Annotated in this window: 18 protein-coding genes; 5 read left to right on the top strand and 13 right to left on the bottom strand. The window is 70.6% G+C overall.

Features of this window, described 5'->3' with window-relative positions:
- The 4 genes from KY469_20755 to KY469_20740 form a co-directional block, all read left to right on the top strand.
- Positions 1 to 793, top strand: a 793-nt coding sequence (locus KY469_20755; protein ID MBW3665533.1) for a cytochrome P450, incomplete at its 5' end; no start/stop codon positions are given.
- Positions 790 to 1,557, top strand: coding sequence for an SDR family oxidoreductase (locus tag KY469_20750; protein ID MBW3665532.1), 768 nt, complete (start codon positions 790 to 792; stop codon positions 1,555 to 1,557). The genes KY469_20755 and KY469_20750, both read left to right, overlap by 4 nt.
- A 17-nt stretch (positions 1,558 to 1,574) precedes the next feature.
- Entirely contained in the window at positions 1,575 to 2,465 is an 891-nt protein-coding gene (locus KY469_20745; GenBank protein MBW3665531.1) for a 3-keto-5-aminohexanoate cleavage protein, read from the top strand.
- Between the two features lie 132 nt (positions 2,466 to 2,597).
- Positions 2,598 to 3,080: a YbaK/EbsC family protein gene (locus KY469_20740; GenBank protein MBW3665530.1), complete on the top strand. Its 483-nt coding sequence runs from the start codon at positions 2,598 to 2,600 to the stop codon at positions 3,078 to 3,080.
- Positions 3,081 to 3,128: 48 nt separating this feature from the next.
- Here KY469_20740 and KY469_20735 read toward each other — a convergent pair whose 3' ends face one another.
- Complete coding sequence (locus tag KY469_20735; protein MBW3665529.1) at positions 3,129 to 3,461, bottom strand: YnfA family protein; 333 nt, start codon at positions 3,459 to 3,461, stop codon at positions 3,129 to 3,131.
- A gap of 131 nt (positions 3,462 to 3,592) precedes the next feature.
- Here KY469_20735 and KY469_20730 point away from each other — a divergent pair, with 131 nt between their 5' ends.
- Complete coding sequence (locus KY469_20730) at positions 3,593 to 4,606, top strand: enterochelin esterase (GenBank protein MBW3665528.1); 1,014 nt, start codon at positions 3,593 to 3,595, stop codon at positions 4,604 to 4,606.
- Positions 4,607 to 4,655: 49 nt separating this feature from the next.
- On the opposite strand, the gene KY469_20725 is transcribed toward KY469_20730, so the two are convergent.
- The 12 genes from KY469_20725 to KY469_20670 all read right to left on the bottom strand — a co-directional run bounded on the left by KY469_20725 (position 4,656) and on the right by KY469_20670 (position 15,134).
- Positions 4,656 to 5,057 (bottom strand): DUF2267 domain-containing protein, encoded by a 402-nt coding sequence (locus KY469_20725; protein ID MBW3665527.1) that lies wholly within the window; start codon positions 5,055 to 5,057, stop codon positions 4,656 to 4,658.
- 103 nt (positions 5,058 to 5,160) lie between these two features.
- A complete protein-coding gene (locus tag KY469_20720) occupies positions 5,161 to 6,159 on the bottom strand; it encodes a hypothetical protein (GenBank protein MBW3665526.1) in 999 nt (332 codons plus the stop codon).
- Positions 6,159 to 7,232, bottom strand: coding sequence for an acyl-CoA dehydrogenase family protein (locus KY469_20715; GenBank protein ID MBW3665525.1), 1,074 nt, complete (start codon positions 7,230 to 7,232; stop codon positions 6,159 to 6,161). The genes KY469_20720 and KY469_20715 overlap by 1 nt, the downstream gene beginning before the upstream one ends.
- A 77-nt stretch (positions 7,233 to 7,309) precedes the next feature.
- Positions 7,310 to 8,140, bottom strand: a complete 831-nt coding sequence (locus KY469_20710) for an amidohydrolase family protein (GenBank protein MBW3665524.1) — start codon at positions 8,138 to 8,140, stop codon at positions 7,310 to 7,312.
- The gene (locus KY469_20705; protein MBW3665523.1) at positions 8,133 to 8,627 is read right to left on the bottom strand and encodes a hypothetical protein; all 495 of its coding nucleotides are present in this window, start codon (positions 8,625 to 8,627) and stop codon (positions 8,133 to 8,135) included. The genes KY469_20710 and KY469_20705 overlap by 8 nt, the downstream gene beginning before the upstream one ends.
- A 13-nt stretch (positions 8,628 to 8,640) precedes the next feature.
- Complete coding sequence (locus KY469_20700; GenBank protein ID MBW3665522.1) at positions 8,641 to 8,826, bottom strand: hypothetical protein; 186 nt, start codon at positions 8,824 to 8,826, stop codon at positions 8,641 to 8,643.
- A gap of 7 nt (positions 8,827 to 8,833) precedes the next feature.
- Positions 8,834 to 9,592 carry an SDR family NAD(P)-dependent oxidoreductase gene (locus KY469_20695; GenBank protein ID MBW3665521.1) on the bottom strand — a complete coding sequence of 253 codons (759 nt, stop codon included), beginning with the start codon at positions 9,590 to 9,592 and terminating at the stop codon, positions 8,834 to 8,836.
- Positions 9,593 to 9,733: 141 nt separating this feature from the next.
- Complete coding sequence (locus tag KY469_20690) at positions 9,734 to 10,138, bottom strand: type II toxin-antitoxin system VapC family toxin (protein MBW3665520.1); 405 nt, start codon at positions 10,136 to 10,138, stop codon at positions 9,734 to 9,736.
- Positions 10,135 to 10,365: a hypothetical protein gene (locus tag KY469_20685; protein MBW3665519.1), complete on the bottom strand. Its 231-nt coding sequence runs from the start codon at positions 10,363 to 10,365 to the stop codon at positions 10,135 to 10,137. The genes KY469_20690 and KY469_20685 overlap by 4 nt, the downstream gene beginning before the upstream one ends.
- A gap of 221 nt (positions 10,366 to 10,586) precedes the next feature.
- On the bottom strand, positions 10,587 to 10,979 hold the full coding sequence (locus KY469_20680; protein MBW3665518.1) for a nuclear transport factor 2 family protein: 393 nt from the start codon (positions 10,977 to 10,979) through the stop codon (positions 10,587 to 10,589).
- 446 nt (positions 10,980 to 11,425) lie between these two features.
- The gene (locus KY469_20675) at positions 11,426 to 13,060 is read right to left on the bottom strand and encodes a response regulator transcription factor (GenBank protein ID MBW3665517.1); all 1,635 of its coding nucleotides are present in this window, start codon (positions 13,058 to 13,060) and stop codon (positions 11,426 to 11,428) included.
- Positions 13,061 to 13,562: 502 nt separating this feature from the next.
- Complete coding sequence (locus tag KY469_20670) at positions 13,563 to 15,134, bottom strand: FAD-dependent oxidoreductase (GenBank protein ID MBW3665516.1); 1,572 nt, start codon at positions 15,132 to 15,134, stop codon at positions 13,563 to 13,565.
- Positions 15,135 to 15,183 lie beyond the last annotated feature (49 nt).

Genomic DNA, 15,183 nt, shown 5'->3' with positions numbered 1-15,183 from the left:
CACCATCCCGCTGCCCGCCGTGGTGTTCTGTGCCATCCTCGGCATCCCGCACGAGGACCGGTCGTCGTTCCTGAAGTGGTCGGACGAGGCGGTCGATCACTCCTACCGCCCCGAGCCCCCTCCGAGCGAGGGCGAGTTCCGCACCTACATCCAGGAGCAGATCGAGCGCGCCCGACGTGAGCCCGGCACCACCCTGTTGCACCACCTCATCGACGAGAGCGACGGGCAGGGCCGCCTGAGCACCGACGAGCTGGTCGCCGCCATCCGCATCCTGATCATCGCCGGCAACGAGACCACCGCGAACCTGCTGGCGACGCTGTTCCACCAGCTCCTGGTCGACCGCAGCCGCTTCGAGCAGGTGCGCCACGACCGCTCGCTGGTCAACCGCGTCGTCGAGGAGGCGCTGCGCTACGACCCGCCGCTCAACTGGGTCCCACGCGTCGCGGCGGGCGAGTGCCCGCTCGGCGAGCACACCATCCCCGAAGGACACCGGGTCGCGCTCGGTGTCGGCATCGCCAACCGCGACCCCCAGGTGTTCGACGAGCCCGACGAGTTCCGGCTCGACCGCGCCGGCATCCACAGCAAGCACCTCACCTTCGGCTACGGCGAGCACTACTGTCTCGGGGCGGGCCTGGCCCGCATCGAGGGGCGCACGACGCTCGAGACAGTGCTCGACCTGCTGCCCGATCTCGCGCTCGAGCCGGGCTACGAGTACGCCCCGAAGGGCCCGGTCATGATGCGGGGCGCCGACCGGCTGCCCGTCACCTACACCCACCCGGAGGCCGCGTCGTGACCGCACCGACCAGCTACCCGGCGACCGCGCTCATCGTGGGTGGCAGCCGCGGGATCGGGCGCTGCACCGTGCTTCGGCTCGCGGCCGCCGGCACGCGCTGCGCCATCGGGTACGTGTCGCGCGACGACATCGCCGAGAAGACCCGGGCGGAGGTCGCCGAGGTCGGACCCGAGCCGGTGCTCGTCAAGGGCGACCAGGGCACCGAGGCGCGCGGCGTCGTCGAGCGCGCCCGCATCGAGCTCGGCAGCGTCGACGCCATCGTCACCACGGCCGTGCCGATGATCATGGGCCGCATCATGGACGTGACCGCGGACGAGTACCGCGCCGCGATGGACGTGCAGGTCTGGGGTCTGCAGGAGCTGGTCCGTGCGGCCATCGACGATCTCGAGGCGGCCGGCGGCGCGGTCGTCACGGTCTCGAGCCTCGGGGCTGATAGCTACGCCAACTACTACGGGGCGATCGGGCCGGCGAAGGCGGCGCTCGAGAACACCGTTCGCTACCTCGGGGCGGAGCTGGGGCGGCGGGGCGTGCGCGTCAACGCGGTGTCACCGTCGCTGGTCGACGACGAGAGCCACCGCATCGGCATCGACGTGCCGGAGACGTTCGACGAGGTCGTGCGGGCCGTGGCCGAACGCACGCCGCTGCGGCGGCTCGCCACCTCGGACGAGATCGCGAGCGTGATCGTGAGCCTGCTCAGCTCCGACTTCGCCATGGTCACCGGCCAGACCATCAAGGTGGACGGCGGCTACAGCCTGCTGGCCTGATCGCGAGGAGGAACCCCGTGTCGCTTCGCCACGAGGGCAAGGTCATCATCGAGGTCGGCCTCAACGAGACCGCCGACCGCTCCCGCAACGCCCACGTCCCCTACGCCCCGGACGCGGTCATCCCCGCCGGGGTCGCAGCGGCGCGAGCAGGCGCGGCCGTGCTGCACTTCCACGCGCGCGATCCCGATGGCAGCCAGGACTGGACCGGTCACGGCATCTACCGCGAGGCGATGGCGGGCATCGGGGGCGAGGTCGACGCGATGTGCTACCCCAGCTACCTCGGGGACATGAGCCACGTGTGGGCGCTCGATGACGATCCGCCCGCCAAGGGGCCGGGCCTCGAGTTCGCCCCGTTCGACGTCGTGCAGCACTTCCGCCGCACGATGTGGGACCACGAGCAGCAGCGGCTACGCGCCAACACCGCCCTCGACGGCGACACCGACCGCCCCGACGCCCCGCCCGAGCTCACCGAGATCCAGCGCCGCGGGCTCATCCCGACGGTCGCCGCGTTCGAGCTCGGCGAGCTGCGCTGGGCCATCCTCGCGGCCCGGTGCGGGATGCTCACCACGCCGGTGAACCTCAAGGTGTTCCTCACCGATACCTGGATGAAGGGACCGTTCGCGGACGTCGTCGGACTCGACGCGTTCGTGTCGCAGATCCCCGACGACTTCGACGCCGAGATCATGCTCGTGCCCTACGAGATGACCACGCGCGAGCGCACCGAGGCGCTGCTGCGCGGGGCGCTGGAGCGCGGCTGGCACATCCGGGTGGGGATCGGCGACAACCCCGGGGCCTTCCCGGAGGCGACCAACGCCGACCTGGTCGAGTGGGCGGTCGAGCTAGCTGCCGAGCACGACCTCTCCCCCGCCACCCCCGCCGACATCCGCACCCGCTACGCCCGAACTTGAATACCTGGGTGCATGCGACTGCATCCAAGTAGTCGAGTTCCTTAGACACAGCGAGGTTCGGGGCGTGCGCGCGCGCGGAACGTGCGTACTGCGTCGTTACGATCGCGCGCGTCACGAGGAGGTGGCGCCTGGATGGCTGATGGACACGAGCGGTTCGTCACGGCGGCACGGGAGCTGGGCATCGAGATCCGCGCCGTCGCGTACCCGGAGGGCACCGGCACGGCCGAGGATGCGGCGCGTGCCATCGGGTGCGAGGTGGACCAGATCGTCAAGTCCCTGGTCTTCGTCGCGATCGACGACGACGGGACGGAGCGACCCGTCGTCGCCCTGACGTCGGGCAGCAAGCGCGTCGACGAGGCGGCGCTGGCGCAGTTGCTCGGCGTGCCTCGCGTCCGCAAGGCCGACGCCGACGAGGTCCGCACCGCGTCCGGCTTCTCGATCGGCGGGACGCCGCCCTTCGGTCACGCCCGCGACATCCCCGTCTACCTCGATCCACACCTGGCGACCTTCGACGAGGTGTGGGCGGCCGCTGGCACGGCGCGACACGTCTTCCCTCTGACGCCGGAGGAGCTGCGCCGGACCGGGGCCCAGGACATCGGGGACTTCACGTCCTGACGCCACCAGCCCTCTCCGCCTCGCGTGGGGGAAGGGGGTCCGACCGTTTCAGCCTCGGGGGACGTACATGATCACGGCCATCCCGAGGAGGCTGATGGCGCCACCGATCAGATCCCACCGGTCGGGGCGGAACCCTTCGAACGTCACGCCCCACAGCAGCGACCCGGCGATGAACACCCCGCCGTAGGCGGCGAAGATCCGGCCGAAGTTGGCCTCCGGTTGGAACGTCGCCACGACCCCGTACAGCGTCAGCCCCACCCCTCCCAGCACGATCCAGGGCCAGCCCCGATCTCCGCGTAGGCCGAGCCAGACCAGGTACGCCCCACCGATCTCGGCGACCGCGGCGAGGGCGAACAGGGCCAGGGACCGGGCGATGATCACGGGCGGCTCCTCGAGACAGGGGAGAATCCGGATGTCGAGCCTGCCAGACCTCTTCGAACCTCGGTGCGAGGACGCGGCGAGCTGCGCCCGGTTGACTACGGTCGCTCGGGTCCACGGCGACCGGAGCCTGCATGCACACCCCCCTGGAGGGAACGCTCGAGGAGCACGTGTTCTCCAGCGAGGTGCTGGCCGACAACCTCCTCGATGACCCGGCGGAGCGGCCGCTGCTGATCTACCTCCCACCCGGTTACCACGACGACGACCGCCGCTACCCGTCGATCTACGTCCTGATCGGCTACACGGGTCAGGCCACCATGTGGACGAACCGGTCACCGTGGCGGCCGACGTTCCCCGAGGCGGCGGACGAGCTGTTCGCGTCCGGCGCGGCGCCACCGTGCATCCTGGTGTTCGTCGATGCGTGGACCCGGTACGGGGGCAGTCAGTACGTCGACTCCCCCGGCACCGGCCGCTACCACACCTACCTGTGCGACGAGATCGTGCCGTGGGTGGATGACCACTACCGCACGCTCCCGAACCGCGACCACCGCGGCGTGCAGGGCAAGTCCTCGGGGGGCTTCGGCGCCATGATCACCCCGATGCTCCGCCCCGACCTGTTCGGAGGGCTCGCGTCGCACGCCGGGGATGCGCTGTACGAGTTCTGCTACATCCCCGGGTTCGCCGATGCCGCGCGGGCGCTGCGTGACGAGTACGACGGCTCCTACCAGGCGTTCATCGATGATTTCTTCTCGCGCCCCGCGATGAGGAAGGAGCACGACGACAACCTCATCCTGACGTACGGTGTGGCGGCGTGCTTCTCGGCCGACGACGACGGAACCGTGCACCTGCCGTTCGATGTGGGTACCGGGCAGCTGATCCCCGACGTGTGGCGACGGTGGCTGAACTGGGACCCGGTGCGGATGGTCGCTCGACACACCGACGCACTGCGCTCACAGCGGGCCATCTGGTTGGACGCGGGGAAGAAGGACGAGTGGTACCTCGACCTGGGGATGCAGGCGTTCGTCGCCGAGCTGGAGGCGATCGGCATCATCGATGTCCACCACGAGCTGTTCGACGCCAAGCACGGGGGCATCGACTACCGCTACCCGTTGTCGCTGAGCTACCTCGCTCACCGCCTGTCGGCGTGACACGGCCCGTGAGGAGTCGCGGGCCTACGCACCGGTCGCGGGCGATCGGTCACGTTCCTGCGGCGTCCTCGACGAACGAGAAGTCGAACAGATCCGACCACTCGGGCGTGAGCTGATCCTGGATGCGCTGTAGCTGGTCGCCACCGACGGCCTCGGCGACCACCGACATCACCGCACGCGCGTGGAACGCGGCTTCCGGAGTCTCGACGACGTGGACCTCGCGCTCGGCGACGCGGTCCCAGAAGTCTCCGATGTCGAACCGCTCACCGTCGCCGTCCTCGAGGTGGCGGCCGATCTCGGGAGGTAGCTGCGCCCCGAGGTTGGACGGCAGGCCTCCCCCGAGACGTTCCGCGAGCGTGGTCAGCGTCGCCCTCGTCGCCGACTCCGCCGCCCCGCGCGAGTCGAGCCGGGCCCGTGACTGGACCAAGCCGATGAACTCATCGTGCTTCATGCCGCTCCCTTCCCGTAGTGCAGCACCATCGAGTGTGTCGCTGCCCCGGGCAGCCCGCACGGACAGGCGGACAGGGCGGGAGCGTGCCGCCCTTGGGGCGCCGTCAGCCCAGACCGCGATCGTCGAGTTCGACGGCCCATCGCGGGCGGGGCGCGCCCCGCTCGTGGTGCCACAGCCACGGCACCGCGTCACGACGGGCGGGATCGAGGAGCTGACGGGCGACGTCGACGAGCCCGTCCTCCGGACGGGGCAAGCGCAGGATCCAGGCGCGGATCCGGCGGCTGTAGAGCTGACCGTCGTGCTCGAGGGCGAAGCCGTAGCCCCCGAGCGTCTGGTGGACCGTCGCGGCCACGAGCCGAGCCGCGGTGACCGCCTTCCACCGAACCATCGCCGGGAACGGGACCGGCGGGGCGCCGTCGCCGACCTCGGCGGCGAGCCACGTCGCCTTCCGCACGAGCAACCCCGCCCCGTCGACCGCGGTGCGCGCGTCGACGAGACGGTGGGCGATGGCCTGGAACGAACCGATAGGGCGGCCGAACTGCTCGCGCTCGCTCGCGTAGGCGACGGCGACCTCGAGCGCCGCCTCGGCCGCTCCGACCAGGCGCGCGGCATCGATCAGCCATATCAGGCGTGCGAGCCGATCGGCCACAGCGGCGTCGCCGACCACCTCGCTTGCCGAGTCCCCGGCTCCCACCTGGACGAGCAAGTCACCGGCGCTCGTGCGTCGGGCCGGTCCCGTGACCGGCACGAGCTGCAGCGCCCCGCCGTCCCCCACCACGGCCGACGCGCACGCGGCCGGCGCCCACCCACGCGGCGCGAACGCCGCGTCGAGATCGAGCACGCGGCGCACCGGCACGGTCTCGACGAACGGGACCGGGGCGAGGGCACGCCCGAGCTCCCAGGCAGCGACGGCATCGAGTCCGACGTCGCCCGGCAGGTCCCACAGGCCGAACCGGTCGAGGGCCTGCTCGACGTCGGGGTCGCGACCGTCGTCCGCGGCCTCGGCCGCTCGGACGGCGTCGGTACCGCAGACGCCTGCGAGCACCTCTGCCAGCCCCGTCGCGAGTGCCGCCTCGTCCTCACCCCACCGCTCGTCGAGCATCAGAACCCCTTGGGCAGGCCGAGGCCCTGCGTCGCGACGATGTTGCGCTGGACCTCGCTGGTCCCGCCGATGATCGTCAACACGGTCGCCGTGTGCTGGAACAGCTCCGCGTCGGCCACGAGCGTGTCGGCCGCGTCCGGCACCTGCGCCGACGTCCCGAACAGATCCGTCAGCCACGCCGCCACGTCCTGGGCCAACTCGGAGCCGAACACCTTGCTCATCGATGACTCGGCGGCCGGCGGAAGCCCGCGCTCGGCCATCGCGGCGACGCGGAGGTTCAGCAGCCGGTCGACCTCCAGCTCGGTCGCGAGACGGCCGATGGCCTCGAGGTCGCGGGGCGCGAGCTCGTCGGTGTGCCCGGCGAAGCGGTGCAGCACACGCGTGAGGAACAGGCGTGCCTCGCGCCCCCCGAAGCTCATCGAGCGCTCCTCGTTCAGTGCCGTGGCGAGCACCGACCAGCCCTCGTGCTCCTGGCCCACGAGGTTGCCCACCGGCACCTCGACATCCTCGAAGAACACCGCGTTCACGCGCCAGCCGCCCATGACCCGCACCGGCTGGACGTCCACACCCGGAGAGGCCGTGTCGATCAGCAGCATCGACAGCCCGTGGTGTCGCCTCGAAGCGGGATCGGTGCGGACGATGGCGAAGATCCAGTCGGCGAGGTGCGCCGACGACGTCCACAGCTTGGCGCCGTTGACGACGTAGACCTCACCCCGTCGCTCGGCCCGCGTCGAGAGCGCCAGCAGGTCGCTGCCGGCCTGGGGTTCGCTGTAGGCGCCGGAGTACTGCCACGAGCCATCGAGGATGCGGGGAAGGTGGATCTCGGCCAGCTCGGGCGGGCCGCTTCGCACCAGCATCCAGCCGATGGCCTCGCTGGTCTCCATGCCCCAAAGCGGCAGCGCGGCCGCGTCGAGCTCCTCGTGGATGATCATCCGCTCGGTGACGGTCGCGCCCCGACCCCACGGTTCCGGGAACGCCAGACCCACCCAGCCGCGGTCGCACAGCTCGCGGTAGAAGGTGACGGCGTGTCGCTCGATGTCGAGCTCGTCCATCTCCCGACGCAGCTCGAGCACGCGGTCGCCGTCGATGGTCTCGACGAACGCACGGACCTCGTCGCGCCACGCCCGTTCGCGCTCGTCGAACCCGAAGTTCACGCGCGGTCCTCGAGCGCGAACGCCGCGACCGCGTTGTCGTGCAGGAACGCGCGACGCACCTCGTCCGCCAGGTCGAGGTCGTCGATCCCGGCCAGGGCGCGGTCGAAGTCGAGAATGGGCCAGTCGCTCGCCCAGATGACCTTGCTCCTCCCCCACGTCCGCAGGTAGTGAACGAACGACGGCGGGTAGCGCTTCGGCGGGTAGGCGCTGGTGTCGATCCACACGTTGAGATGTTTCGACGCGATGGCGATCATCTCGTCGGTCCAGGGCCAGCCGATGTGGCCCGCCACGATGCGCAGGTCCGGGAACTCCACCGCGATGCGGTCGACGTACAGCGGCCTTCCGGTCTCGGACGGGTAGGTCGGCGGGCCGGTGTTGCCGACCTGCGTCTGCAGCGTGATGCCGAGGTCGACGCAGGCCGCGTACAGCGGGTACCAGCGCGGCTCGGTCAGGACGCGGTCGTTGATGAACGGTTCGAGCTTGAGGCCCTTGAAGCCGTGGTCCTCCACGAGGCGACGCAACTCGCGCACCGCCCCCATGACCCCGCCGAGGCCCCACGGGTCGACGCTGGCCACGCCGACGAGCCGATCGGGGTGGGCCTTCACCGCCTCGAGCACGACGTCGTTGGCGACGAGCGGCCCCGCAGAGCACAGGGCTCGACCCACCCCGGCCGCGTCCATCTCCGCGATCATCTTCTCGATCGTGATGCCGGCCATGAGCCGACCGGCGTTGCCGTAGGCCCGTGCCAGCTCCCAGTTGCGCTCAGGGATGCCCGCCACGACCTCTGTGGTCCAGGGCTGGATCCAGGCGTCGATGACCTCAGTCACGCTGGTCCTCCACCGCGCGTCGGGCCAGCGTCCAGCCGCCCAGGACGAGCACGAACCCCGGGGCGTGGAACAGCTGATCGCGCCAGAAGCGCCACCCTCCCTCGGTGACGTCGATCCAGCCGAGCCAGTGGTGCTGCACCTCGCTCCAGCCCAGGAAGACGATCCCGAGCACGAGCGCCGCGAGCGCCAACGACCGGCCGAGGTGACCTCCGCGCCCCGCCAGGGCGGCCAGCGCGACGCCACCCACGAGGACGAGCGACCAGGGCGAGGCCCCGAACGGTTCGAACGAGCGCCACACCCTGCCGCCCTCGGCCTGGAGCGCGACCCACCCGACGTCGATCATGCGCGCCAGGAACCAGCGGTAGGCGACCAGACCGGCCCCGACGCCGAGGACCGCGATCGCGGCTGCGGTCGCCACGCGCATGGCGGGGCCCGTGTCGCGTCCCAGGGCGTTCCGCAGCCGGATGGCCGGGCTGGCCACGGTCATCGGGCCGGTCGCGTCACGACCCCACGCCGACCAGATCGCCGTGCCCGGAAGGCTCGGGCGCGGGTGTCACCTCGATCCGTGGCGTAGGGACGGGGATCGGTTCGTCCTCGACCGTGCGTCCACGCAGCCGTGCCATGACGTCGCGCCCGAGCTGCTTCCAGAAGGCGATGATGGCGGCGGCGAGCAGGCAGCAGATCACGGTCGGCTCAGGCGTTCGGGAGCAGGTGGTCGAGCAGCCGCCACAGCGTCCGGGGGAAGTGACGGCGGAAGCGCGACATCAGGGCGGTCCCCCGCCCCGGGAAGACCCAGAAGCGTCCCTTGGCGACCGCCTGGTCGATCGCATCGACGACCTCCTCGGGTCTCAGCGCCGGCACGTACTTGAGGCCCTCGTGCGCCGCAGGCATGTCGGCCAGCAACGGCGTATCGACGGCTGGAGGGCACACACACGTCAGCTCGACGCCGGTCCCCCGCAGCTCGTAGCGCAGTATCTCAGCGTAACGGACCACCGCCGCCTTGGTCGCGGAGTAGGGGCCGGTGCTCCTCGCCGGCACCCAACCGGCCAGCGAGGCGAACACGACCAGCCGTCCTGACCCTGTCTCCATGAGCGCGGGGAGCACCGCGGCGATCGTGTTGACGGTCCCCCCGTAGTTGACGTTCATCAGCGCGAGCGTGCGCTCGGCCGGCGTCTCGGAGATGCGCCCGGTGTGGCCGATCCCAGCGGCGGTGTAGACCAGCGCCGGTGCGCCTAGCTCGGTCACCGCCTCGGTGACGACCTTCTCGACGGCGCGCGTGTCGGACACGTCCACCTCGAACGGGCGCAGGCGCGGGTGCGCCTGGGCGAGCTCCTCGAGCCCCGCCGGGTTGAGGTCGAGTCCGACGACGGTCCGCCCCGCCGCGAGGTGTCGCTCGGCGACGACCCGCCCCATACCGCTGGCCGCCCCCGTCACGAGCACCCACGCGTCCATCCCGCTTCCTCGCATTCGTTTAACCTAGTGTACTGAATCGTCGCCCAGACGCGCTAGGGGTGGGGCGAGCCTCCTTCGAGGACGGCGGCGACCCGAGGGCGATGACCAGGCGAAGACCGTGACGCGTGAGCGAGCAGGCCGTCATCCCGGAGCCGTGACCAGCTCAACCTCGCACCGGATACCCGGTGCCTTGGCCAGACGAGCATCCGCGGTCACCAGCGGGCAGTCCAGCGCCTCGGCTAGCGCCACGTACGCAGCGTCGTAGGGGGTCACGTTGTCACGCAGCTCGTAGGCGCGCCACATCAGCCGCAGGCTCGGGTACCGGTCGAGCGCCAGGTCCTCGAGGTCACGCACTGCCGAGGCGAACCGCCGTGCTGGCAGCGTTCCGGCCAGCCAGCGCTTGCGCAGCACCGCCACCGTCTCAACATCGACCAGATCGGGAGCGCTCGCACCCCCACCCTGACCGATCGCGTCGCGGGCCAGTTGTCCGTCGGCCTCGTCATCCCCGATCGCGTTCGCTAGCACGGACGCATCGACCACGATCACCGGCCGCCCCGCTCGGCGTCCAGATCCTCAACCGCCTGCGTCAGCCCCACGCGACCCCCACGCCGGCCCGAGATCCGCGCCAGCACCTCATCCAGGGGCGGCGTGCCGGTCAAACGCGTGAGCTCCGCGGCCAGGTACTGCTGCAACGACTGCCCCCGCGCTTCGGCACGGCGCTGGAGCTCAGCGTGGACGTCGTCGGGCAGATCACGGACGAGTACGTTCGGCATGCTTACATTATGCAAGCAGGGTGCCCGATAGGCAAGAAAGATCTGCACATGGGCACGCTAACCGTGATTCTGGGCGAGCCGACCTCTGGTGCGAAACACCCGACGTCGCCGGGGTGATGATGGGTCGTCGCGTCGATGTGTTCGGTGGTCCGTAGCGCTCGACCGCGACGGATCGAGAGCCGGCGGCGTTCCGACCGGTCGCCGGCGCGCGGCTTGGCGACTCATTCGAACGCAGCAGCGATGGCGTGGGTCTGGTGGAACTCGCGAAGGCACGAGACCTTGCCTTCGAGGATCGTCCAGACCATCGCCCACTCGGTGGACCACGAGCGGCCCGTCGGTTTCGCCGTCAGGGTCTCGCTGCCAACCACCACGACGTGATCGTCATCGGCAACGAACTCGGTGGGCTGAAGCGCGACCACGTCACAGTTGGCGCCGATGGACTGGAAGAACTGCCCGACACCGTCCGCGCCGCGGAAGGTGCCCGTGAAGGGGATCACGTCGGGGCCTGGGACATGGATCTCGACGTCGTTGGTCATCATGGCGGTCACGGTGCCGATGTCGCCGCGACCGATGGCGGCGTAGATCTGCTGCACGAGTTCGATGTTCGATGGCATGGTGGTTCTCCTGCGTCTGGGAGGAGTGTCAGGCACGGCCGAACAGCTTGGCCATCCCCGCCTCCAGCTCTTCCTGGTTCATGCAGGGCACGAGCTCGCAGTTGGCGTCCGAGGTCCGTGAAGAACGGCTCGAGCGTGGGGCAGATGTCGGTCGGATCGGCCAGGTCGAACACGGCGTGGATCGACCGGACACCGCCGTCCGCGGAGAAGTAGGCGGCCTCGGGGGTGATCTGGCTGAAGACCTTCTTGACGGTCTCCGCCAGGGTTCCGTCCTGGACGGCTCGGGAGCCGGTCTGTACCGGGATGTCGACCTTCAGAAGCGTGCGCATGGTGGTTCCTCGCTGTTCGGTGGTCTTCAGGACACTACGAACCAGCGGGGTCGCAGCGCTTCGGGACAACCACCCAAACCGCGAAGGCGCGGGTCTTGGGGGGAATCCCCCGGTCGATCAGAGCAGGCCGTGGTCGTGGGCGTACGCGCCGGCGCTCGCCCGGTTGGGGACCCCCAGCTTGGTGAAGATGTTGCTGACGTGCCGTTCGACGGTCTTCTCGCTGATGAACAGCGTCGCGGCCACCTCACGGTTCGTGCTACCCGTGGCAACCAGGCCGAGGACCTCGAGCTCGCGTGCCGTGAGGCCATGCGACGACGATTTGCCGTGCCCCGGCGACAGCAGCGACTCGACCCTTCCCTGGTCCCAAGCGGCGCCCAGCTGTCGGAAGACGTCCCTGGCCGACTCGAACGCCTGCGACGCCGCCTCGTGGTCACCCAGAGCTTGGCAGGCAAGGCCGATGTGGACGCGGGTCCATGCCGCCGGGTAGGTCGCCCCGAAACCCTGCCAGGCGTACCAGGCGGGACGGAGGTTGCGCAGAGCTGCAGCTGCATCACCTTCGGCCAGCGCGACCTGGCCGGCAGCGTCCCGCGCGGTGGCCATGAGGGCCCGGCTGGTTCCGGCGGAGGCGATCTGCTCGAGCTCGTACGCCGCCTCGCGAGCCGGGCCGACGTCGGCGTCCGCCAGTGCGAGCTCGACCTGGGCGGCCAACAGCGGAGCCCGCTCGAGTGGTGAGGTCGTCTCGGCCAGTGCCCGCTCGATGGCCGACACCCCGGCACGCAGGTCCCCCTGCCGGAGCCGGAGCAAGGCAAGTCCGGGAAGCGGGTCGCGACCCAGCCGGGCGGCGTCTGCGTACGCGGTCTCCGCTGCACCGAGCTCGCCCCGTAGGCGGTGAAGCTCCCCCTTCCGGTAGGCCGCGTCTCCTTGCGCGCGCTCGTTGAGCACCCCGGCGGTGTAGTGCTGCTCCAGGTCCCGCAGCTCGTCGAGAGCATCGCTCCAGGCGCCTTCCAGCGTCATGATCTCGGCTCGGTGAACGCGACACGGACCGTTGTGGGCGATCATCTCGGGCTGGGCGTCGCACCACGCGGTGAGCGCTGCCGTCCACTCCCGCGCACGGGCTAGCTCGAAGATGCGGGCGAGGAACGCGAGCGTGTTGCAGTAGACGATCCCCGCCACGAGGGGTGAAAGGTCGCCCGTGGTTACACCGACCATGGCCTCGTCGAGGAGCTCGAGGCCCTGCTCCCGGTCGCCTGCTCCCACCAGTGCCCGGCCCCGTTCCATCACGGCAAGCGCGCGCAGGTCCTGGTCCCCGAACCGCTCGGCGATCTCGGCGGTGGCCGCTGCCGTGGCTGCGGCCTCGGCGTCACGTCCGCGCGACAGGTCCTTGATGACATCGGGGAGCTTCAGCCACCCGACCTCCACGCAATCGAGGCCACTCGAGTCGAGGAGCCGTTGCCCCCGGGCGAACCACCCGGCGGCCGGTCCGGCTCGGCCGCGGAACAGCAGGTGATGGCCGATCCACCAGGCGCAGCGGGCGGCCGCCGCGACGTCGCCATCCTTCAGATGCGCATGATGTGCGCGTTCGAGGCCCGACAAGTAGTCGTCGTCCCGACCCAGCATGTAGGCCGTCCGGGCAAGTTGCTCCAGAGTGGCGGCATCGAGCGCCGTAGCCGCATCTGCCTTTGCGAGGGCCTCCCAGGCTTTGACCCAGGCCCGTTGCTCGAACGCGCGGCGGCTCACCTCGATGTCAAGCATGGCGTCCATGGGTGGCACGTAGATCGCCTCAACGAATCGACACCCAATTCTCTCATACCGTAAGAGCAAGTCCGTGGCGGTTCTCCCCGATGACCTCGACGGATCCGAAGGGGCCAATGATCAGCCCGAATAGGTCGTCATCTTCTTCCGGCGGTCGACTGAGCCGCCGAAGTAACACCCGACCGTCACGGCTGGATGCCTGCACCCGGCGAACGGCCGCCACGTACGGTTCCGGCTTCGCATAGGTGCACCGCGGCTCGTGGGCTTACGGACCCGTGCTGCTCGCGGGACCGCATCTCTTGTGGGCGCGGACCGCCGAGCGAGATTTTGCCGCCCGCAACGGGGATGCGCCGGCGTCTCACGGACCGCTACATCGCCGTGGTTCTGCGCGTGGGACCGCACGGGCTGGAATGTCCCATAATGCTCTGACTGAAGACGTCGTGACGCCGTCGGACCCCGCCGCGTGCACTGGTAGCTGACGGCGGCTCTCCGCAGCCGGTTGTCAGCGGACGCGGCGTGCGACCAGGCAGCTGTCCTCACGATGGGTGACGGTGCCATCCGGTGCCAGCATTCGGGGGTGGAGTAGCTCGGCCCGGAGCACGTCCCAGTCGTTGTCAAGATCGAGCGCGGCGAGTTGCTCGTCCACGTTCGGGAAGTCCACGTGGGCCGGCGGGGAGCTTCCCGGCGTTGCCGCGAGGTGGGACAGAATGATGAGCAGGCCGCCGCGAGCTACGCGGTCGCGTGCCGCTCGTAGCACGACCTCGCGCGGTAGCGCGACGGGGGAGAGCAGGTACGACGCGACGACCAGGTCCCAGCTGCCTTCGGGCACGCCGTCGGCGAGGTCTGCCTGCATCCATGTGACGCGCGTGGCCACCCCGCGGTCGGCAGCCGCGGCTGCGCCGCGACGCAGCGCGGTGCCGGCGATGTCGACGGCGGTGACGTCCCAACCCTGTTCGGCGAGCCAGACGGCGTCGCCGCCCTCGCCGCAGCCGAGGTCGAGCGCGGTCCCGGGTGCGATGTCAACGAGCGCCTCCACGAGGCCGCGGTTGGGTCGGCCGGTCCATACCCGGTCGCGCTCGGCGTAGCGGGACTCCCAGAACTCAACGGCGGTCGTGTCTTCCGGGGCGTCAGGCGGGCGCCCGTGCGACGCGCCCGCTCTTGCAGTCCGAGCGGGTGCGGCGGCGGGCGGTGGCTCGGGGACGGTCAAGCCCGTCCGGGCGACGATGATTGTCATGGCCGCGGCGGCGCCCTCGGCGAGCGCGGCAACGACCTGCCCTCCTGGGGCGGACGCACCATCGCGCCAGGCGCAGTCACCCACGGCGAGCAGCCCGGGCAGCGTCGTGCGCTGGTGGGCGTCGACCGCCAGATATGGGCCGCGGTGGGCGAGCTCGAGGTCCGCGACGGGATCGAGCCGCGGAAGGGGGGTCGTGGCGACGAACACGCCGTCAGCGCGCACGTCGCGACCGTCGTGGGTGCGGGCCGCGACATCGCCGTCACGCTCCTCGAGGACCGCGACGTCGTCGGGGTCGAGCACGGTGATCTCGTCTGTCCACCCCGAGAGCAGCGTCTGCAGGTGATGGGCTGCGTCCTGCCCGGCGAGGACCAGCAGCCGTCGACCCGTGTAGGGGGCGGCGTCGCAGAATGGGCACGAGTGGGCTCGGCGGCCCCAGAGGTCCACCAGCCCGGGGACGGGCGGGAGCGCGTCGCGTGCCCCGGTCGCCAGGACGACGTGGTCAGCGATGAGCGCCCTGCCGTCGGAGAGTCGCAGGCGCAGCGGCGCACCCTCGCCATCGGGCGGCAGCACGGCGTCCACGAGCGCGTCCAGCAGCGTCACGTTGGCCAACGCCGCCGCGTCAGCCCGGCCGGCCGCGAGTAGCTCGCTCGGTGTCGCGCCCTCGCGTGTCAAGAGGTTGTGCGTGTGGGACGCCTCGGCGTTGCGTGTGGGTCCGTGGCCCACGACGACGACCTGGCGTTGGGCACGGCCGAGCACGAGGGCCGCCTGCAGGCCGGCGAAGCCGGCGCCGACGACAGCGACCTCGGTGTGGAAGGGTGTGGTGGTGGGTGTGGTGTCCATGCCCCGGAAGGTACAGGCGACAGTGCTGTTATAGCTATACTCTTGCGTA

It is taken from the genome of Actinomycetota bacterium (assembly GCA_019347575.1).
In the GTDB taxonomy this organism is placed as follows: domain Bacteria; phylum Actinomycetota; class Nitriliruptoria; order Nitriliruptorales; family Nitriliruptoraceae; genus JAHWKY01.
This window is presented reverse-complemented; position numbering and strand designations above follow the sequence as displayed.